Here is a 19,850-nt window from a genome sequence, read left to right on the forward strand (position 1 = left end):
GGGCAGCGGGAGTCGCCGCCACCCAACCAAGCAACCTGGTCGCGCAGGGCGGGATCGCGGTGCTCGTCGGCCGAACGCCACGATCGCCGCGCGACTGGGCGATCCGGTCGCGGGGGCAGGACTGTGGTGTTCGTCGGCCGGGCACACCACGATCGCGACCCAACCAAGCAACCTGTCACGGACATCGAGGCACTCATCGACAAGGCGCCACGATCACCCCTCCAGCACGCCCTCGACCGTCAGAACAACGTGCGGCCGTCACCGCAGTAAGTGACGCGGGACGGCACTCCAGTACGCAGATACGTGTCGACTGCCTTTCGCCCGCAGGTCGTCTGGACGCCGTGGCCCCAGCCGCTGACGGTGACGAGGTGGGTGTCGCCGAGACGGCGGGTCATGGTGCGAGCCCAGGTGTGCGGTGTGGCGTGGTCCCAGACCTGGTTGAGCAGGAGAACGGGACGGCTGCCGCGGTTCCAGGCGCCGGCGTAGGAACGTCAGGTGGCGCAGACCGATCGGTCCAGGACGCTTTCCGCGCCGAAGGTACGGGCGAGGCGGTCGGCGTGGTGGGTGGCTCGATCCAGCGGGTCCAGGCGTGCGGCATCGGGCCCGCGTCGGAGCAGAGGGTGGCGTCGCGGACGTTGGAGGAGTTGGCCTCGACGGTGGCGCGTCTGACGATCGGGCGACGCGGTTTGCGGGCTTCGGCCAGGAGGGTCTCGGAGGCGAGGCTCTTGCGGGTGAGCAGTTCGTCGTAGGCGCTTTGCAGGAGCGTGGTGGCGTTCGCCGCATCGCCTGGCACGCCGCTGACCAGGAGCCGGGCCATCGAGGTGAGTCCGCTGAACATCCGCGTGTCGCCGGTGGCCACGGTGAGGGCCCGGACGGTCGCCAGCAGCTTGCCGTATTTGGTCATGGCCCGGGGGCGAACGCGCATCGGTCGGCGGCGCGGTCGCAGGCGGTGAGGCCTGCCTTCAGGGTGCATTCCAGTACGATGCCGTCGTCGATGGTGAAGGTGAACGTCGGCTTGAACCGGGTGACGGAGTCGACGACGCCGTGCAGGACGAGTGCTCGGTAGCGACTGGGATAGACGTTGGCGTACAGGGCGCCGATGACAGTTCCGTAGGAGATACCGACATAACCGAGTTTCGTGTCGCCGACGGCACGGCGGAGCAGGTCGAGGTCGCGCACATTGTCCATGGAGGTGATCTGCCGGGTCACCTTCCGGGTGGCGCATCCCTTGGCGATCGAGGCCGTGACCTTGAGGCGGGTACGGATGGCACGTTCGGTGAGCGCCGCAGGGGTCGTCTCGATCGCCTCAAGGGTCGCCGACGGCTTCAGGCACAGCAGTTCGGGCCAGCTGTGGACGAGGCCGCGCGAATCCCAGGTGACCAGGTCGTAGCTCTTCCGGGTCGACGAGCCGACGTACCTGTCCCAGCGAAGTCCCAGGCCCGCGCCGCCCGGCCCGCCAGGGTTGAAGAACACCGATCCGCGAGGATTCCTGCGCTTGGCCGGAAGCTTGGCCACAGGCAGGGACAGCGTCCCCGCCCCGGGCTTGGCGTAGTCGCGCGGCACCGGGTAGCGGGAGCGCAGCCAGCCGGGCGGCATGTGCCACGCCTCCGGGCACGCCCTCCAGCGAATGGGCCGCACAGCGGCTACGGCAGGCGGGTGCACGATCTCCACCAGCTTCTCGTCCTCTACGGCATCTCGTCGTTCGGCGCGATCGAAGCAGGGCTCGTCGCAGGCAGCGCAATGGAGGCCAGGCCCGCCACAGGCAGGTCGAAGGCGACGACAATCAAGGCCGTGGCCAGGGCTACCGCCGGGACGCGTGCAATTCTGAGCATGATCGAAGGTCACACCGGCGGGTTCACCCGGCCGCCGAGCGACTGCGGCCCCATCCCCACTCTGCTCCTGCCTTGGCCGACAGCTTCCGGCCTTTGGCCCAGGGCCTACGGCGTGGTCGCGGCCTCAGGAAGCAGCGGGAGAGCGGCTCACCGCCTTGGATCTCGGGTGGCGAGCACGGCTGGGCGCCGTGAGATCATGCGGAGATGGAAAGCCTGAGGGCGAGATCGGCGCGTCCACTCGTGACCGCTCGCCGGAGGCGTGCACCGGACTGACACACTGCCGAAGCCAGGTGTTGCCAACTGAAGGCGCGCCTGTCCCTGTGTAGTCCGAGACGCGAGGTTGCTTACGGCGACCTGGAGATTGCGGGCCCGCGCAGTTCCTCGGGGCATCCTGAGATCTTCTCAAGCTCATAACCCTGCTCCGGGGAGCCGATTCGTGTGAAATAGACGTCATAACATCGCACGTACAGTGATGTGCCTAGGAAAACGCCAGCTTCCTGAGTGATCGACGTCGAGATGAGCAGGGAATCGCGTGTCTGCCTTTCGTGACGCAAGACACGAGCCCCCTTCGCGCTGTGCCAGGAGTCGCCTGTTGGGTCTGTCCGAAGTCGGTGGTCGACCTGCCGGGCATATTCCCGTAACCCCCTTTCTGCCTCGTCCTCGATCCGTGATTCCAGCAGTACGCCGTGCAACAACGCGGGAGCGCAAGCGACTGCGACGGCCAGGACCAAGAATGTGATCAGCGTAACCCGATATATCTTTCGTGGATCTTTGGCCTTCATGCTGTCATCCTAGTGTTCCCGCCCCGGTCGAGGGAGCGCCACGCGTTGCTGTACGTGGCACTCCCGTGAGTGGCTCGGATGGATCTACCAGCCGGTGTAGTTGATTCCGGGACTTGCGAGATGTTCCTGAAGGACCTGCGTGTAGGCTGCGATGCCCTTTGTATTTGGATGCATGGAAGTCCGGCTTGCGCACGTGACGTCGTCGGATATGCATCCGTCGAACAGGTCGCCGAAGTCTCCTTCTCCCGTCTTGGTGAAGTTCACCGGAATGATCCAGGGGTCGTCGTCACACGCGCCATGTCTACCGAACTTGGAGATCGGATTGGCAAAGGACACCTCTGCACCGGCCGCACTCAGGGAGGTTGTCATCGACGCCTGCTCGGCTGCCATGAAATCAGAGAGCCTGTTCAGCATGGCCATCTCGCCGGCGCTGAAGGCACTGGTGGAGGCGCAAGGAGTCGTGGGCGGGCCAACGGGATCCCCGTCGAAGATGCGCGGGTAGCCCATGAGGACGATTTTCGCCTTCTTGCCGCGCGACGGGAGCTGATTCTGAACGGCGTTGCCTATTCTCGTCAGAGTGTCTTTGACGTTGTACTGAACCAGTACGCCATTGTTGTCAAGGTCATACTCCCAGTAGTTCACAGCTCCTCTGATGTGGTCTCCCAATTGCTGCTCGTAATCGCCCAGCTGACATGGGTAGAGATAGCAGTTCTTGACGACATTCGGAAACCCTGCGTCGTTTCCGCCGATCGAAAGGGTGACGAGCGTGGTGTTCTCGTCGAGATAGCCGGCGTCCAGTTGGCTGATTTCCCTGAATCTGCCGTCGGCTTGGCCGCGGTATGTGGCCCACTCGAAGGTGCCTTCTAGGTGCTTTGGGTATTCCCGCTTCATGTCGATATTCGTTGCGCCGGAGCAGGCGGTAGAGTGGAAGTCGAGTCTCGGATCGAAGGAGTCCGCCATTTCTCCAATGGTCATGGTCTCGCCCGGCAGAATAGTCTTTCTGGCCCACGAATCCTGGCTGCGTCGGCAGGCGTTCCAGGAGGTAGATTTGTAGGCTATATCTGTTTGCTTGTAGTAGTTGCCTACGCCCTCACCGGACGAGTAGGAATCACCCATGGCCACCACAAAGTGTTTTGGTTTGGCGGCGAGAGGCTGAATGGCGATCGCATCCCACGATATCGCCGAGCTGCCGACGCCCTCCTGATTAAGAGTGGATAGGCTTACAGAGGGCGTTCCGTCGAACTTGAATACACCGAGACTTCTCCACTCGTTCTTTGTGGTCAGTAGGGAAAGATATCGAGTCTCGGACCTGCCCGCGCTCAGGTTCACGGTGTAGGGGGCCTGCTGAGTCTGGGCGCGGCGTTCCGGATTGTGGACCAGGACGCGTGCCCAGCCATGGATCTCGCGGTCGAGTTTCCAGGTGCCGGTGACCTTCATGGGGATGCCGTTCCGGTCAGTTCTGCGGGTGTACGCGAACCACTGATGCCCGCCGTATCCGTTTCCGAGTTGTTCGAAGTCGGCTTTGGCGGGGATCCGGCCGGCCGCATCGCGTCCGAACTGGAAGGACAGGGTGCCCGCGTTGGGAATCGACTTACCGACGCATGAGCCGATCTGCGGTGGGGCGGTTGGACCCACGTCATCGATGACCAAGGACCCGCCGGGCAGACCGGTGGTCAGACAGGTACGCCAGTAGTCTTGCGGTTCAGCCCGTTCTGTATAGGCGTAGACAGGATCTGAATATCTGATCGACCCTTCCGTCCCGCAGGCTACGGCGCAGTCTTTCCATATTTTGGGCACATGCCACCAGCAGCGGAAATCCGATCGCAGACATGTTCCGGCTGTAATAGTGGCAGGACTTTCGGGGTTCACGGCACCTGGCGTGCATCCGTTGTCGGAGGTGCAGAAGGCATTGACGTCCACGACGACCACGCCGGCCTTCTGGATCACGGGGACAATCGCGGAGCGGTGCTGGCTGTTGGTCCAGCCGGCTTGGTTGTACCCCGCCTGCTCCTGCCAGCTGTTGCTGGCGGGGTCGTAGTACGTCTTGACGATCGGCCAAGCTGCCCAGCCGAGCACCTTTTCCTGATAGGGCCAGTGCTGAGGCGTCGCCGCGTCTGCGTAGGAGTTACCGTCGAGGAACGGGTGGCGGCCCACGGCCCACAACCCGCTGGACGGGTTGTTGGTCCAACCCAGCCCCCAGGTGTCTGCACCGTTGGGGCCGCCCACATCGGCCCTGGGATGGTAGCCGCTGTTGTAGGCCCAGATGGCGAAGTACCAGTTCTCGATTTTGGACGCAGCGCCGTTGTTGGCGATCACTGCCCCACCCGAGTCGTTGTGGATCTGGTTCCACTTCTGTGTCAAGGTCCGCAGTCCTGCGGCGATGTTGGTGACATAGTCCACCGCCACCGCTTTCTGCTTGTTCGCCGGCCACGCGATCTCGCCCGGCCGTTCGCGGCCTGCCAGGCGCATGCCGTCGGTCTGCTGCGAGACGCCGTAGCCGCAGTCGGCCACAGAGAAGTCGATGTCCCAGTCGTTGGCGGTGGTGTTGTCGTAGACGTTCACTCCGTAGAAGTTGCCTATCAGGGGGTTGCCTGTTTCCCCTTCCATCACATTTCGCTGGGCCTGCCATAGGTTCGATTCCTGCGCGAGAATTCCGAGCATGATGTTGGTCGGCACCCGGCCGCCGCCCTGGAGAGCCTCAGGGGGGAACATCGCCTGCGGAGACCAGGAAGGTAGTCCCGAGCCCTTCCAGTTGGCCGGGCGACTGAGGTTCAGACGATTCAGTACGAGCTGGTCGACCGCCCATTCCACCTGTCGCCAGTGCGGCTGGTAGACCTGAATCTTCGGATCGTTGCGCGGTATCGCACAGGAGTACCCGATGTCAGGGGTCTCATCGCTCGCCAGCGGCCGAGCGGTGGAGCCGGTGCTGGGTGCGCTCTTCGAATCGGTTCGCGGCTGAGTGGCGAAAGCTCTGAGCAGCGTCTGATTCGGATTGCTTCCCGTGTGTGCCTTCGTGGCGACGCGCTCATTGGGCATCACCTCAAAGGAGAGTGCCGCTCGGGTCGAAGGGATGCTGGCGGCAATGTCGAGATTCTCGGGTCCGGCTCCGTCGCCGCTGACGCCGCGGATCTCAGTGTCTTTCGGATCTCCTTGCACTGCCGCCCGGAGACCGTGTCGGCTCGCGCTGCGTACGATCATCTCGCCGTGAGTGGAGGTCTGCCCGTCAGGCAGCGAGTCGATCCGCCTCATCCCGCCGGGCAGTTTGCTGACGGTGGTGGTGTTGTCGCCCACAAGAAAGAGCCTTCCACCGGTGCCCGAACGCACACCGACATGGCCGAGGAGGCCTTTCGCCACCGTTGCCGGGCGGCTGTTGGGCTTGTTCAGGAATCTGACGGTGACCTTGCCCGCAGCGTCCCGTTCCGCGTACGCTACCCCGCTGGCTGCGTCCACGCGGACGTCGAAGGGGATGGAGCTCGCCTGCGCGAGAATGCGTTGCTCGCCGGACTTCGAGACGGCGACCAGAGTATTGCCTGTTGCGGCCACGATGTCGTCGCCATAAGGCACAGCCGAGGTGAACTGGCCGGGTAGGACAACAGACCGCGACACCTTCTTCCGCTCCGTGTCCACCAGGAGGAGACGGCTGGTCGTGTGGCCCTCCACCGCGCCCTGGGTCAGCACGGCCTTGCCGTCGGCGCCACACCCGGGGTTGAAGTAGGCGAGGGATACCTGCTCGCGAAGCTTGGTGACCTCACCTGACTTCATATCGACGATCGCGGCAAAGGCGCCACGTGCGAACAACTCCGCCCTGTTGGTGAAGTGTCGAGGAGCGTAGACGACCAAAGCCTTGCTTCCGTCACCTGTCACACATGTGTTTCCCACCCATTGATCGGTGCTCATCCCAGGCTCGGACAGAGATGTCAGAGTCCGCCATTGGTATCCATCGCGGGCTTCTGCGACCAGGACATGAAAACCGGTGGCGTCTCCTGTCGAGGCGTACGCGACGTCCCTGGAGAGTTGCCACCCTTCGCCCAGCACCTGAGGGCGGTTGGCCTCAGGTACCAAGGACGGGCTCTTCTTGATTGCCTCGGCAGGAGGCGGAGTCGGATTTCGGTCAGGTGCGGGAGGGGTGACAGGTGTTCCTTGAGCACTCTGCGGAGCCCACAGGGCGGCGGCAGACACCCCGGTCCCGGAAGAGATCACTGCCAGGGTCGCCACAAGCGTTGCGGATAACAGTGCGGTACGCAGACGTTTCATCGGATCAGCACTCCTCCAAATCATTCGGACGGGCGGGCGGTACTCGTAGGACGAATTTCCTTCTACGGGATGTGTGCTCATTTTCCGACTGGCGTGGTGAAGCGCCAAATCGAAGTATGGCGGCAAGTGTTGCCTGACTGAGGGCGTCTCCCCGTAGGTCCGCCGACTGAGCCTCACATCTCGTGAGACCGGCCTCCATAGTGTGAACACATGCAGAAAACTCAAGCAAGAGTGCGGAGGTGTCTTTCTTGAGTTACTTTGAGCATCCGGCGAGTAGCCTTCCGTACTAAGAGAGTTCGCGATCGCCGGAGAGTGCTCGTGAGTTCTGAGACCGGCTCGAGCCCAGTTCGGAGGACGTTTCGAAGTCCCTTGCGGCCTGTTGAACAGGACGTTGCGAGGATGTCGCCTGGCCAGGTTCTCGCACGTCAGCGCGTATGCGACCCACCTCTGACGCCTTGCTGCACATCAATCCGGGATGTGGTCGCGGCCCGTCGGCCCGCATCCTTTCGCTTGGAGGATGTCAGGCACTCCATACAGGAGTCTGGCCTGTGGATTTATGGGAATCGAGGCCTCGTGTGCGACGCGGTCTGTGAAGAAATGTAGGACAAATCTAGACGGGTACTCTATTACTGAACTCTGTTGAACGAATCCGTCGGTACGAGGACTCCGTGCCGACAGCTGAGCTCATGGAGAGGACAGGGATGGGGGTCGAATCAGTGCGTCGCACCCGATTCATGCTGTTGTCGTTACTGGTCTTCGGGACGGTCTTCGGAGGGGTGACGCTTCCCGCTCACGCCGACGGAACCTTCCGATGGGTGAACGAGTACGACGACAACTGCCTGGAGGTGCTCAACTCCTCGACAGCCAACCAGGCGCGTGTGATTACGTATCCTTGCTACAACACCCAAGCGCCGAACCAGCTCTGGTCGGACTACCATCTCGCTGACGGCTATTTTAGGCTGGTCAACAACAACAGTGGGAAGAGTCTGGGGCACCTCGATCGACGCATTTCTCCGCCCGCTGGGCCTGTGGCGTGCGGGCTGCCCGATCAGTACTCGTGGTTGAACACCAGCTACCAGTGGTGGCGCTACCGGGCGATCTGGAGTAGCACCTACGGTCGTAGCTACACGCTCTGGATCAATCGGGAAGGGTGCCAGGGCAACGCGTACCATGATGTTCTCGGCGTAGACCTGAACCCGAATGTGAATACCTATCTCTACACCGAAGACTTCTGTTCCGACGAAGGCTATGGCGTGCCTAGCAATTGCTATTGGAAGAGGGACGGGAACTGAGGAATGGTCATGAACAGGGATTTCGGATTACCCGCCGCCGTCCTGCTGATCGGCTTCGGTGTTGCAGCCTGCGGGCAGAGCGCCGGCCTGGAGGCCGACACCCGAGCAGGTGTGGGGGCCACAAACGTCGCCAGTGCCCCGACGGCGTCGTCGACGTTGCCGTCCGTTGCCGTTCCCGAGGCGTCGACATCGCCCCCGGTGGAGCCGTCTCCGCAGGTCGTGTTGACACCGCCCCCGCTGCCGTCGGACCTCGCTGTGACCTCCGATGCGAAGATACCGATGCCGCTGGACTCGTATCTGGCGCCAATGCAGGACATGTACCTCGTTCAACGGGCCAAGGATGCGGGTGCTGCGGCGTGCATGCGTTCGCTGGGCTACTCAGGCTGGACGGCCGATACCGTGCGTAACTGGGCGCCAGAGTCGTACAACGAGTATGACTACATTGAGTACCTCGACCCCAAGAAGGCCGAAAGGTCTGGCTACCCAAGGCCCGCCGCTGGCGCCGTGGTTACCGCCACAGCCGAAGCCACTCCTCTTCAGGGCAAGAGACATGGCCCCACGGCCGAGGAACTGAAGATCTACAACGGCACGGGAGGGAAGACGGTCTCGGGAAAGCCGGTGGTCGAAGGAGGTTGCTACGGGCAGGCCGAGCAGCGGGTGTCCGGCAGGGCCCGATTGCCCGTTGACGCGAGATCGCTGGCTGTCGACTCCCGCGTCGCGGCCATGGATGACGCTCGGACGAGGCGGGCCATCGACAGATGGCGCTCTTGCATGAAGAGGCTGGGCCTGGTGTACGACACTCCGGTGGTGCCAAGGCACGACATGCGGTGGGTCAACAGGACCGCGGATCGGCCGGCCGGTGAGGAGGAGAGGCGTACGGCTGCGGCCGATGCCGGGTGTCGCGAGGAGAGCGCAGTCGCCGGGACGTACAAGGCGATCAGGTTCGGCTACGAGCAGCAGCTGCTCGACGCCAACAAGGAAGCGCTCGCCGCCTCGGTGACGATCTTCCAGCAGTGGAAGAACGCCGCCCAGACCCTGCTGAAGGAGAGCGGCTGAGCCGGGCCTAGGTGTACTCGGCCGGGAGGTTGGTGACACTCCGAGGCTGGTCGTTGATCAATAGGAAGACCTCCGGATGTGGTGGAGATGCCTGTCTTCACCACTCACGGAGGTCTTTGTGTCCCACGCTAACGCCCGGCTGACTGAACACGGCCGCGCACTGCTGGTCCAGCGGGTGCGTGTTGAAGGACGTCCAGTCGCCCACGTCCCAAGGAACTGGTGTTTCCCGGCAGTGCGCGCACCGCTGGGTACGCCGCTTCGACGAGAGCGGCCGGGAGGGCCTGCGTGATCGTTCATCACGCCCCTATCGCCTGGCCAACCGCACCCCGCTCGCGACTGAGCAGCGGGGCTTGGCCTGCCGGGCAGCCGACCGGCGCGGCCCTGCCCACATCGCCGCGGTCACCGGCGTCGCCGAACGCACCGTCTCACGGATCCTGCGCCGCCACCGCGTGCCGTACCTGGCTGACTGCGACCCGCTCACCGGCAGCGTGGTCCGCGCCAGCCAGCACACCACCACCCGCTACCAGCACGACGCACCCCGCGACCTGATCCACCTGGACGTCAAGAAGATCGGCCGTATCCCCGACGGCGGCGGCTGGCGCGCCCACGGCCGCAGCGAACAGGTCCGCGGCCGTGGCATCGGCTATGGCTACGTGCACGCCGCCGTCGATGACCACTCCCGCCTGGCCTACGCCGAAATCCGGGCCGACGAGGGCGGCACCACCAGCGCCGCCTTCCTCCTGCGCGCCGCCGCCTTCTTCCGCACCCACGGCATCACCCGCATCGAAGGCGTCCTGACCGACAACGCACTCGCCTACCGCCGCTCGGCCGCCTTCGCCGCCGCAATCCAGGCCATCGGCGCTCGGCACAAGCTCATCAAACCCCACTGCCCATGGCAGAACGGCAAGGTCGAACGCTTCAACCGGACCCTGCAAACCGAATGGGCCCACGCCCAGCTCTTCACCGGCAACACCACCCGCCACGACGCCCTGCCACCATGGCTGGCGTACTACAACACACAACGGCGTCACAGCGCACTGGACGGACTCCACCAGCCAGCAGGCTGTCACCAACCTCATGACCGAGTACACCTAGGTCGGCGGCGGAAGTTCGCCGCGCAGACCCTGCTCAAAGAGTCCGGCTGAGCCCAGCCCACGCCGCTCAGCCTTTGCTCAAGGAGCCCGGCCCACCCCGCCCACCCCCCGCCCTACATGGGCGAAGGTTCGAACAAGCGGAGCCGGTGGGCCGTGGCGGCGGCTTCGCCGCGGGAGGCTACGCCGAGTTTGGCCAGGATGTTGGAGACGTGGACGCTCGCCGTCTTCACCGAGATGAACAGCTCCTCGGCGATCTCCCGGTTGCTGCGCCCGGCGGCGACCAGGCGCAGCACCTCCGACTCGCGCGCCGTCAGCCCCAGCGTGCTCTCGGCGGGGGCGGACGCCTCGGGTGTGATGCGGGCGCGCCTGGCCAGATCGGCCAGTACGGCGAGCAGCGGCGCGGCCCCGAGCCGCTCGGCGAGTTCGGTCGCCCGGGACAGATGCGGCGCCGCCGCGTCGCGCCGACCGGCGAGCACGGCGGCGGTGGCGGCTGAGCTGAGCGCCTTGGCCTCGCCGTACGGCTGGCGGAGGGATCTGCGGGCCTGGGCGGCGCGTTCCCAGTCGGCCTGCTCGCCGGACACGACGGCGGCGAACGTCAGGCTGTCGGCCTGTTGCACCGCGCCGTCGACGTCGAGCACGGCGGCGACGGCCTGAAGGTCGGGCAGGTGGCCGCCGGGGGTGCGTGCGCAGGTGGTCAGCAGCGGCCAGGTGTAGCGCGAGCTGATCAGCAGGTCCTCGTGCCGCAGGACCTGCTCGACCAGGCCGGGCACCTCGGCCGTCCGGCCCTGGGCCAGGCGCAGGGTGATCTCGCGGTCGAGGTTGGGGAAGACGGTCTGCGGCCGGTAGGTGCCCTGCGACAGCACCGCGCGGGAGTCGGCGAACGTCGATTCGGCGCGGTCGAGGTCGCCTCTGGCCAGGGCGATGTCGGTGGCGTACCCGAGCAGGCTGGCCCGGAACGGCGGCGGCGGCGCGAGGTCGAGGGCGTGCTCGATGACCTCCAGCGCCTCCTCCCAGCGGCCGAGCGAGTGCAGCGGCTCGGCCAGGTTGATCGAGAGGAAGGCGCCGGACGTCCGGGCGACGCCGTAGGCCTTGGCCTCGGCGATGCCGCGGCGGGCGACGTTCGTGGCCTCCTCGTGGTGGCCCGCGGCCTCAAGGGAGTCCGACTCGGAGATCGCCGCACGCATGACGGCCCCGAAGGCGCCCGCCTGGGCGGCGAGTTCGCGGGCGGCGCGGTAGGTGCTGCCGTCGGGGTCGACGGGCTGACTGGTGTAGGTGAGGGTGATGCTCGCCTGGGCCTCGGTCGGGATGTCGCCGGTCGCGTGTGCGATCGCGATGGCCTCGGCGGCGAGCTGTTCGCGTTCGCGCTTGTTGTCCGGGCCGTGCAGCATCCTGGCCAGGCTCTCCATGACCTGGGCGCGCAGTGCGGTGAGCGGCTCGGCCGGCACCAGGGCGAGAGCGGCGCGCAGGTCCTCGATGTGCCCGGCACGGCCGAGGTCGTACCTGGCCAGGCCGCGCTGCTTGAGCACCTTCGCCGCGCGGATCGGATCGGTCGCGGGATCGAGCTCACCGAGCGCCGCCTTGGCCAGCGAGATGCCGCGCTCGAACTCACCCGCGAGGTGCGAGACGGTCGCGGCCTGCCGCACTACGTCGACGTGGTCGATGCCGATGCGGTCGGCGGCGTCGGGCACGCGGTCCCACAGCTCCAGGATGCGGTTGAGCATCTTGAGCTGTTCGTCGTACGCGGTGGCCTTGCGTGCGGCGGCGGCGGCCTTCCAGGCGCTGACCAGGGCCCAGGTGGCGTCCTGTGCCGAGTGCCAGTGGTAGGCGAGCTCGATCGCGCCGCGCGGTCCCGGCAGCAGTGCGGGCACGGCCTCGATGGCCTGGGCGAACCTGGTGTGCAGCCGGATGCGCTCACCCGGCAGCAGGTCGTCGTGGATGGCCTCGCGGATCAGCGCGTGCCTGAAGGCGTAGCCGTCGCCGTCCACGACCAGGACGTTGCCCGCGACGGCCGGGCGCAACGCCGAGGACAGGTCGCGGTCGTCGAGCCCGGCGACGGAGGCGAGCAGTGCGTGCTCCAGCGGGGCGCCTCCGGCGCTGGCCACGCGCAGCAGCTCCTGGGTGTCTTCGGGCAGTCGTTCGACACTGGCCAGCAGCAGGTCGCGCAGGGACTCGGGCAGCATCGCCTGGCCGCCTCCGTCGCTGAGCAGGGCCTCGACGAACAGTGGATTGCCCTCGCTGCGCGCGTAGATGGCGTCGATGTCGTAGGCGGCGGGCCTGCGGTTCAGGATGCTGGCCGCCTGCTGGACGACCTCACGCCTGTTCAGCCTGCGCAGGTCCAGCCTGGTGACCCAGTCGACGCGGCTGAGCTCGGCCAGCAGCGGGCGCAGGGGATGGCTGCGGTTGAGCTCGTCGGTGCGGTACGTCACGACGATGAGCAGGCGTCCGTCGGAACGCTGGTAGCGCACGAGGAAGGACAGCAGGTCGCGGGTGGAGCGGTCGGCCCAGTGCGCGTCCTCGATGACCAGGGCGAGCGGGGCCTGCTCGGCGAGGCGTTCCAGCAGGCCGAGTACCAGCTCGAACAGTCTGGCCCTGGCCTCCGGCCCGTCCTTGTCCGGCTCGCCGAACTCGGGCAGCAGTCTGGCCAGGCCCCGCGTGGTGCCGCCGGGCAGGAAGGCCGCGATGCCGTCGTGGCCGAGGTCGCGTACGAGGCCACGCAGGACGGCGGTGAAGGGGGCGAAGGGCAGGCCGCCGGTGCCGAGTTCGAGGCAGCCGCCGACCAGGACGCGGGCGTCGCCCGCCCGTTCGGCGAACTCGCGGACGAGCCTGGTCTTGCCGACACCGGCCTCGCCGCCGACCAGGACGGTCGCCGACGATCCCGCCCGTGTCCTGCTCATGGCACGGCCCAGGGCGGCCAGGTCGTCCCGGCGTCCCACGAAGCGGGGGCTCACTGTCCTGGGGGAGTTCACGGGTCAAGAATACGGACAAAACGCGTCTCACCTGTCGCTCAGCACGCGTGTCGAGGAGGGCGGCGGCGCGGTGACGGCGGAGGTGTTCCATCCGGAGAAGACGATCTCGACGCGCTCATCGGCCGCCCACACCGTGCGGATCGGCCGTCCCCGTGCATCGGTCCACAGGTCGTAGACGATCCGGGGGCCGAGTTCGGCCCGCAGGCGCGTGCGCACACGGGCCTGGAAGACGCGGTCGCCGGACGCGGCGAGCAGGAGCTCGCTCGACGTCCTCGCCCTCAGCGTGCTCCTGTCGCGCACCTCGGCATAACGGGCCAGGTCGAGCCGGTCGACGGCCTCGCCTGTCGCCGCCTCGATCGTGTAGTGCACGCCTTCGCCCGAGCGTTCCGCCCTGGTGAGCACACCGGTCCGGGTGAGCAGGCGCTCCAGCAGGTGGTGGTCGGCGAGCTCCATCGACAGGATCGTCAGCAGGGAGGCGCCCAGCAGGTGGGGCGGCTCGAAGTAGTCGGTGATCTCGTCGTACTGCTTGCCGTCGCCGACCTCCTCGCCCAGCGGGATCTGCATGTAGCCCGTGCCGCCGGCACTGATCACGCGGCCCGACAGACCGGCGACGCCCAGCGTTGCGGTGAGGTCGGAGTCGGGGCCCGCCGTGACGAGCCGGACCCTGTCGGTGGCGGTGGTGACGGTCCTGGTGACGCTGTGGTGCGCGGCGAGCTGGGCCGCGACGACACGCGACACCTCCTCGGACGAGCTCAGCGGCCGGACGGCCGGACCACGCGCCGAGGTGAGGGGGAGAAGGGCGAGAACGAGGGCGAGCAGGGCGAATCGCGACACGCAGGGCATGGTGTCACCCGGATGTGCGGCGATTCCGGGCGCGGTGTGGAGATCCGGTGCAGGACGCGATCCCGTGACGCCGCTCAGGCGGCCAGGAGGACCAGGGCGAGGGCCACGGCGCCGGGTACGGCCTGGACGAAGAGGATCTTCCGGTTGGCCGTGGCGGCGCCGTACAGGCCGGCGATGATGACGCACAGGAGGAAGAACAGCTTGGCCTGGAAGCCGGTCGGGTCGGCGGCGAGCAGGCCCCAGAGCAGTCCGGCGGCGAGGAAGCCGTTGTAGAGGCCCTGGTTGGCGGCCAGCGCGCGGGTCTTGACCGCGAACTCCCGCTCCAGGCCGAACGCCCGGAGCCCCCGCGGCGTCGTCCACAGGAACATCTCCAGCGCCAGGATGTAGACGTGCAGCAGCGCGATCAGCGCCACCGCCATGTTGGCCAGGACCGTCACCGCTGCTCCCTCGGGAACCGAGCCGTCATCAACCGGACTGCTATCCTCGCAGACATGAAGCGCGCTGCCATGACGACGACGCCGGAGAGTGTCCCGGCGCGCTGAGCAATGACTTAGTCCGAAGCCCCGGGGCGAGTGCCCCGGGGCTTCGTCGTCTCCTCACTCGCCTCACCCAGACCGCGAGGAGAGCACGATGTACGACCACCGCAGGCTCGGCCGTGAGCTCGACCTGTTCGACACCGACCCGCTGATCGGCTCGGGCCTGCCGTACTGGCTGCCCGCAGGAGCGGCGGTGCGGCAGGCACTTGAGGACTACATCCGCGAGGTGGAGCGCAGGTCCGGCTACCGGCACGTGTACTCGCCCGTGCTGGGCAAGCGGGAGCTGTATGAGATCTCCGGGCACTGGAGCCACTACAGCGACGACATGTTCCCGCCGATGGACCTGGGCGGCGAGCAGGTCGTGCTGCGGCCGAGCCTGTGCCCGCACCATGCGTTGATCTTCCGTTCGCGCGGTCACAGCTATCGCGACCTGCCGTTGCGCATGGCCGAACTCGGCGGGATGTACCGCTCGGAGCTGTCGGGCGTGCTCGGCGGGCTCACCCGGGTCAGGGCGATCCAGCTCAACGACGCCCACGTGTTCTGCACCGCCGAGCAGGCCGCGGACGAGGCGAAGGCGGCGCTCGGCCTGATCGGGGCGGCCTACGAGGCGCTCGGCATCGAGCCGGTGCGCTACCGGCTGTCGCTGCCGGGCGAGGGCGGCAAGTACGTCGCCGATCCCGCGCTCTGGGAACGGGCCGGACGGCTGCTGACCGAGGTGCTGCGGGAGTCCGGCCTGCCGTACGAGGCGGTCGAGGGGGAGGCGGCCTTCTACGGTCCCAAGATCGACGTGCAGATCGCCGACAGCGCCGGGCGCGAGTCCACCCTGTCCACCGTGCAGATCGACTTCTACCAGCCCGAACGCTTCGAGTTGTCCTATGTCGGCGCGGACGGCGCCAGGCACAGGCCCGTGATGGTGCACCGCAGCATCATCGGCAGCGTCGAACGTGCCGTCGCCCACCTGGTGGAGAAACACGGCGGCGCCTTCCCCGCCTGGCTCGCCCCTGTGCAGCTGCTCGTCCTGCCCATCTCCGACGGCGAACTGGACGCGGCACACGACCTGGTACGGCGCTGCCTGGTGGCCGGGCTCCGCGCGGAGGTGAGCGAGCCCGAGCGCGGCACCCTCGGCGCGCGGATCAGGGCGGGACGCCTGGCGCCCTACCAGGCGGTCATCGGCGCCCGTGAGGCCGAGGCCGGGTCGGTGGCGTTGCGGCTGCGCGACGGCAGGAAGCTGCCCGCGATGGCGGCGGAGCACGCGCTGGAGCGGATCGGGGCGCTCGTGGCCGGGCACCGTGTAGAGCTTTGGCCGCAGATGTAAGGGTCTTGTGCAACCACCTGTCCGAGCGGCCCGCCGGCGGCTAGTTTCCATGCTCGTGAGGGTGTCGTGGGGATGGTGGTCGCTCAACGCGCTGGTTCTGGCGGCGGCGCTGGCCACGCTCTACGCCGAGAGCGTGCCGGGCGGCTACTTCGATCTGACCGTGCTGCTGGTCTTCGTGTGGCCGCTGCTCGGCATCGCCTGGCTGGTCGTGGTGGCGCGTGGGCTGTTTCCGGTCCGGCGTGCGCGCTTCCTGCGGCGCTGGGCGTTCTGGGTGGCGGGGCCGCTGGTCGTGGTGCTGACCTCGGTGCTGCTGGGGGCGGGCGTGCCGCTCAGGGCCAGGTTCGAGCTGTCGCGGCCGGAGATCGACGTGGTGGCCAGGCAGGTGAGTGAGGAGGCGGCGGCGCCGCTGCAGGACCGCCGGATCGGCCTGTACCTCGCCTCGGTCGTCGAGCGCATTCCGGGTGGGATGCGGTTCGCCGTACCGGATGCCGGGTTTCTCAATGTGCACGGGTTCGCGTGGAGCCCGGATCGCATTCCGGTCGGGAGCAGCGACAACACGCGGTACGACCATCTGGAGGGGCCTTGGTACCTCTGGACCGAGGCCTGGTGAGCCGGGCTGGACGTATCGTCCGAATTGGACATACTATCCGGGCATGAGCGATCCGCGTGTGGCGCAGTGGGGTCCGGCCTGTGCGGCCGTCGCGACCCTGCTCGCGCCGCATGCCGAGGTCGTGCTGCACGACGCCCGCACCGACACCGTGCTGGCCGTCTGGAACCCGCTGTCGGGCCGAGGGCCTGGCGACCCCTCCCATCTGGGTGAGCTCGACACCATGACCCCGGGGGACGGCGGCGTCCACGGGCCCTACGAGAAGTCGTTGCCCGACGGGCGCAGGTTGTCGTCGGTCAGTGCGGTCCTGGGTGACGTCGTCATGTGCGTCAACCTCGACCGCACCCCGCTCGAGCAGGCGGCCGAGCTGCTGCGGGCGTTCGCGGCGCCGGTCGCCGAGCGGCCGGGCGCGCTGTTCGAGCACGACTGGAGCGAGAAGGTCAACGATGTCGTCGGCGCCGTGGCCAGGCAGCGGGGGCGTGCTCCCGCCGGGCTCGACCGTCAGGGCAGGCTGGCCGCGCTCGCCGAGTTGGAGCGGGCGGGCGTGTTCGCGGTCAGGGGCGCGACGCCCGTGGTCGCCAGGGCGCTGCGGATCTCACGCTCCACCCTCTACGCCCTGCTGGCCGAGCTGAGGAGCTCCTCATGACCGTCCTGCCCGACTTCAAGCTGGAGACGTACTTCTCGCGCTGGGAGTTCGTCGCACGTCATCACCTGGCCGCCTCCGACGCCGAGACGCTCTCGATGGCGGAACTGCTCGCCCTGGCCGACGAGGAGGACCTGGCCGCGTGGCAGGGGCTGCGGCTCGGCTACACGCAGACCTACGGCGATCCCGGGCTGCGGGCGGCGATCGCGGCGACCTACGACGGCGTCGAGCCCGAGGACGTGCTGTGTTTCGCGGGCGCCGAAGAGGGTGTGTTCCTGGCGATGCGCACACTGCTCGGACCGGGTGACCACGCCGTGGTGATCACGCCGAACTACCAGTCGGCCGAGACCGTGCCGATGTCGCTGTGCGAGGTCACCGGGGTGGCGCTCGACGCGGACGCGGGATTCGCCCTCGATCTGGACGAGGTGGTCGGGGCGCTGCGGCCGAACACGCGGGTGCTGTCGGTGAACTTCCCGCACAACCCGACCGGCCGGGTGCTGGCCGAGGCCGACTTCCGCGCCCTGGTCGAGGTGTGTGAGGAGCGCGGGATCCGGCTGTTCAGCGACGAGGTCTACCGCGGGCTCGAGGCCGATCCACTGCCGCAGGCCGCCGACCTGTCGGCGCGTGCGCTGTCGCTCAATGTGGTGTCCAAGGCCTACGGGCTGCCGGGGTTGCGGGTGGGCTGGATCGCCTGCCGCGACCGCGAGCTGCTGGCGCAAATGGAGCGGGCCAAGCACTACACCTCGATCTGCAATGCGGGGCCGAGCGAGATCCTGGCCAGGATCGCGGTCAAGGCCAGGACGACGATCTTCGCGCGCAACCGGGGGATCATCGAGGCCAATCTGCCGCTGTTCGCCGACTTTTTCGCCTCGCATTCCGGTCATTTCGAATGGGCGGCGCCCGAGGGGGGATGTGTGTGCTTCCCGCGCTATCTCGGGCCGGGCTCGGTCGAGGACTTCTGCGCGGATCTGGTGGAGCGGGCCGGGGTGCTGCTGCTGCCCGCGAGCGTCTACCGCTCGGAGCTGACGCCCGTGCCGGACGACCGGTTCCGGCTCGGCGTGGGCCGGTCGGGCACGGCCGAGGCGCTGGCCGTGTTCGACGCGTGGATGTGCTCACGGTGACATCCAGGCCATCAGTGGATAGGCCCTGACAACACGGGCGGGGCGTGTCACGATCCGGTCGTGGAGCTGCGCCCCTCGCCGATCCACCGCCTGGCCAACTGCGTGCCGGGCGGTCTGCCTCCCGTGCTGGCCTGGTTGCTCGGCGTGGGACCGTGGTGGAGCTGGCCGCTGGCCGCCGGGGCGGTGCTGGCCGTACGCGGGTATCGGGCCGGTGTGGTGTGCACGCCGAGTGACGTCCTGGTGCGCGGGTACCTGTGGAGCAGGCGGGTGGCGATCGACGACGCGCTCAATGTGTCGTTCGGCACAGTCGCGATTCTGCATCGGCGCGACCGGCGTGGGTGGCGGCGCAAGACGCTCATCGTCGCGTTCAGCTCGTTCACCGGCGTCCTCGATCCGACCGTGGAACGGCATGCGGAGCAGGTCGAGGCGCTGCGGGAGTGGATCGCCGTGCACCGGACTTACGGTCTGAGGTGAGGTGGGGATCGTGGCTGTCCAAACCTCGACGGGGCGTAGGAGGCCAGAGGATCTACCCAGGAAAGTCACCGCAATTGGCCAGGTGGGCGCATACTGATAACGATGAAGACCACCCGAGCCGCGACCCGGCGACCCCTGCCCGGAAGTCCCTTCAACGTTCCGGTCCCCCCGCCACCTCCTCTGGAGCACTTCGAGGTGCAGGACCGCGTAAGTCATGACAAGTACGGACTCGGTCGAGTGATCGGTGTCGAGGATGACATCGCCGTGCTCGTCGACTTCGGCACCCAGCAGATGCGCATCACCGCGCCCTACGCCAAGCTGTTCCGGTTGTGAGGCCGCACGTGCTTCTCAGCTGATCAAAGCCCAGGCTCCAACCCGGCCTGGGCTTTGTCGTCGCCGGACGCCGGAGCCGGAGAACATGACGTGGCACTGTGTGGGGCAGTGCCTTGCGAGGCGGCGCGCCGTCCGAATGCCGCCAGCCCTTCTCCCTTCAGCGTCCGACGATGGGCGTATGACCTACACCTACACGGCCATCGACCCCCGCAGGCTCAAGGGCCTGCGCGACCTCGACGACGCCGGCCGCCCGCCCCGTCCCTATCTCTCGGCGGAGGGCGGCAACCCCATGCGCTGCTGCCTGGGCAGATCCGCGCCGGGTGAGGAGATCCTCCTGGTCTCCTACGCCCCCTTGCGCGACTGGGCGGCGCTGACGGGCGCCGATCCCGGCCCCTATCTGGAGCTGGGCCCCGTCTTCATCCACGCGGGCGAGTGCGCACCGCCCCCCGAGGGATATCCCGTCGCCCTGGCGGGCGAGCGACGCGTGCTGCGTGCCTACGACGCCGGTGGTTCCATCCGGGGAGGCCGCCTGCTCGACGACGGCGCCGCCCTGGACGAGGCGACCGCGACCGCCGCGCTCGACGACCTCTATGCCGACCCCGACGTGGCCCTGGTGCACGTGCGTGCGGTGGAGTACGGCTGTTTCCTGTACGAGGTACGTAAGCGCTGAGCTTCGTGTGATCTGTCCTACTGCTGAAGATC

Annotated in this window: 16 protein-coding genes and 2 pseudogenes; 10 read left to right on the top strand and 8 right to left on the bottom strand. The window is 67.4% G+C overall.

All coding sequences use genetic code 11. The annotated features are described in order from the left end of the window. Positions 1 to 239: 239 nt before the first annotated feature. From ACTWNK_RS05030 to ACTWNK_RS05050, 5 genes are all read right to left on the bottom strand, one after another. Entirely contained in the window at positions 240 to 446 is a 207-nt protein-coding gene (locus ACTWNK_RS05030; protein ID WP_474310837.1) for an alpha/beta hydrolase, read from the bottom strand. Then, the gene (locus ACTWNK_RS05035; RefSeq protein ID WP_474302332.1) at positions 392 to 904 is read right to left on the bottom strand and encodes a hypothetical protein; all 513 of its coding nucleotides are present in this window, start codon (positions 902 to 904) and stop codon (positions 392 to 394) included. The genes ACTWNK_RS05030 and ACTWNK_RS05035 overlap by 55 nt, the downstream gene beginning before the upstream one ends. Further along, positions 901 to 1,596 carry an alpha/beta fold hydrolase gene (locus ACTWNK_RS05040; protein WP_474302333.1) on the bottom strand — a complete coding sequence of 232 codons (696 nt, stop codon included), beginning with the start codon at positions 1,594 to 1,596 and terminating at the stop codon, positions 901 to 903. The genes ACTWNK_RS05035 and ACTWNK_RS05040 overlap by 4 nt, the downstream gene beginning before the upstream one ends. Positions 1,597 to 1,685: 89 nt before the next feature. Beyond that, a complete protein-coding gene (locus ACTWNK_RS05045; protein ID WP_474302334.1) occupies positions 1,686 to 1,832 on the bottom strand; it encodes a hypothetical protein in 147 nt (48 codons plus the stop codon). An 866-nt stretch (positions 1,833 to 2,698) separates the two neighbouring features. Beyond that, a complete protein-coding gene (locus ACTWNK_RS05050; RefSeq protein ID WP_474302335.1) occupies positions 2,699 to 6,478 on the bottom strand; it encodes an SGNH/GDSL hydrolase family protein in 3,780 nt (1,259 codons plus the stop codon). Between the two features lie 1,091 nt (positions 6,479 to 7,569). Between ACTWNK_RS05050 and ACTWNK_RS05055 the strand changes: the two genes are divergently transcribed. From ACTWNK_RS05055 to ACTWNK_RS05065, 3 genes and pseudogenes are all read left to right on the top strand, one after another. Continuing rightward, on the top strand, positions 7,570 to 8,160 hold the full coding sequence (locus ACTWNK_RS05055; RefSeq protein ID WP_474302336.1) for an RICIN domain-containing protein: 591 nt from the start codon (positions 7,570 to 7,572) through the stop codon (positions 8,158 to 8,160). Between the two features lie 9 nt (positions 8,161 to 8,169). After that, the gene (locus tag ACTWNK_RS05060) at positions 8,170 to 9,216 is read left to right on the top strand and encodes a hypothetical protein (RefSeq protein ID WP_474302337.1); all 1,047 of its coding nucleotides are present in this window, start codon (positions 8,170 to 8,172) and stop codon (positions 9,214 to 9,216) included. A 118-nt stretch (positions 9,217 to 9,334) separates the two neighbouring features. Continuing rightward, a pseudogene (locus tag ACTWNK_RS05065) lies at positions 9,335 to 10,297 on the top strand (IS481 family transposase). Positions 10,298 to 10,423: 126 nt separating this feature from the next. On the opposite strand, the gene ACTWNK_RS05070 reads toward ACTWNK_RS05065, so the two are convergent. From ACTWNK_RS05070 to ACTWNK_RS05080, 3 genes are all read right to left on the bottom strand, one after another. Next, positions 10,424 to 13,276, bottom strand: a complete 2,853-nt coding sequence (locus ACTWNK_RS05070) for a helix-turn-helix transcriptional regulator (RefSeq protein ID WP_474302338.1) — start codon at positions 13,274 to 13,276, stop codon at positions 10,424 to 10,426. A gap of 27 nt (positions 13,277 to 13,303) precedes the next feature. Then, positions 13,304 to 14,110: a hypothetical protein gene (locus ACTWNK_RS05075; protein ID WP_474302339.1), complete on the bottom strand. Its 807-nt coding sequence runs from the start codon at positions 14,108 to 14,110 to the stop codon at positions 13,304 to 13,306. 83 nt (positions 14,111 to 14,193) lie between these two features. Continuing rightward, on the bottom strand, positions 14,194 to 14,556 hold the full coding sequence (locus ACTWNK_RS05080) for a DUF1304 domain-containing protein (RefSeq protein WP_474302340.1): 363 nt from the start codon (positions 14,554 to 14,556) through the stop codon (positions 14,194 to 14,196). 190 nt (positions 14,557 to 14,746) lie between these two features. Here ACTWNK_RS05080 and thrS point away from each other — a divergent pair. The 7 genes and pseudogenes from thrS to ACTWNK_RS05115 form a co-directional block, all read left to right on the top strand. Then, positions 14,747 to 15,970, top strand: a pseudogene (gene thrS, locus ACTWNK_RS05085) (threonine--tRNA ligase); the annotation flags it as partial. A 61-nt stretch (positions 15,971 to 16,031) separates the two neighbouring features. Next, positions 16,032 to 16,580: a hypothetical protein gene (locus ACTWNK_RS05090; protein ID WP_474302341.1), complete on the top strand. Its 549-nt coding sequence runs from the start codon at positions 16,032 to 16,034 to the stop codon at positions 16,578 to 16,580. A 43-nt stretch (positions 16,581 to 16,623) separates the two neighbouring features. Next, entirely contained in the window at positions 16,624 to 17,223 is a 600-nt protein-coding gene (locus ACTWNK_RS05095) for a helix-turn-helix transcriptional regulator (RefSeq protein ID WP_474302342.1), read from the top strand. After that, positions 17,220 to 18,341: an aminotransferase class I/II-fold pyridoxal phosphate-dependent enzyme gene (locus tag ACTWNK_RS05100; RefSeq protein ID WP_474302343.1), complete on the top strand. Its 1,122-nt coding sequence runs from the start codon at positions 17,220 to 17,222 to the stop codon at positions 18,339 to 18,341. Before ACTWNK_RS05095 ends, ACTWNK_RS05100 begins: the two co-directional genes overlap by 4 nt. 60 nt (positions 18,342 to 18,401) lie before the next feature. Continuing rightward, positions 18,402 to 18,815, top strand: a complete 414-nt coding sequence (locus tag ACTWNK_RS05105; RefSeq protein ID WP_474302344.1) for a hypothetical protein — start codon at positions 18,402 to 18,404, stop codon at positions 18,813 to 18,815. 102 nt (positions 18,816 to 18,917) lie between these two features. Then, the gene (locus ACTWNK_RS05110; RefSeq protein WP_474302345.1) at positions 18,918 to 19,148 is read left to right on the top strand and encodes a hypothetical protein; all 231 of its coding nucleotides are present in this window, start codon (positions 18,918 to 18,920) and stop codon (positions 19,146 to 19,148) included. 178 nt (positions 19,149 to 19,326) lie between these two features. Next, positions 19,327 to 19,818: a DUF1203 domain-containing protein gene (locus ACTWNK_RS05115; protein WP_474302346.1), complete on the top strand. Its 492-nt coding sequence runs from the start codon at positions 19,327 to 19,329 to the stop codon at positions 19,816 to 19,818. The last annotated feature ends 32 nt before the right edge of the window (positions 19,819 to 19,850 follow it).

It is taken from the genome of Nonomuraea sp. IBHARD001, from assembly GCF_056106265.1.

Bases quoted from the DNA above. Each gene is read 5' to 3' on its own strand.
- ACTWNK_RS05100 (WP_474302343.1), top strand. From the start codon at position 17,220: ATGACCGTCCTGCCCGACTTCAAGCTGGAGACGTACTTCTCGCGCTGG.
- ACTWNK_RS05040 (WP_474302333.1), bottom strand. From the start codon at position 1,596: ATGCCGCCCGGCTGGCTGCGCTCCCGCTACCCGGTGCCGCGCGACTAC.
- ACTWNK_RS05045 (WP_474302334.1), bottom strand. From the start codon at position 1,832: ATGCTCAGAATTGCACGCGTCCCGGCGGTAGCCCTGGCCACGGCCTTG.
- ACTWNK_RS05055 (WP_474302336.1), top strand. From the start codon at position 7,570: ATGGGGGTCGAATCAGTGCGTCGCACCCGATTCATGCTGTTGTCGTTA.
- ACTWNK_RS05095 (WP_474302342.1), top strand. From the start codon at position 16,624: ATGAGCGATCCGCGTGTGGCGCAGTGGGGTCCGGCCTGTGCGGCCGTC.
- ACTWNK_RS05110 (WP_474302345.1), top strand. From the start codon at position 18,918: ATGAAGACCACCCGAGCCGCGACCCGGCGACCCCTGCCCGGAAGTCCC.
- ACTWNK_RS05035 (WP_474302332.1), bottom strand. From the start codon at position 904: ATGACCAAATACGGCAAGCTGCTGGCGACCGTCCGGGCCCTCACCGTG.
- ACTWNK_RS05115 (WP_474302346.1), top strand. From the start codon at position 19,327: ATGACCTACACCTACACGGCCATCGACCCCCGCAGGCTCAAGGGCCTG.
- ACTWNK_RS05060 (WP_474302337.1), top strand. From the start codon at position 8,170: ATGAACAGGGATTTCGGATTACCCGCCGCCGTCCTGCTGATCGGCTTC.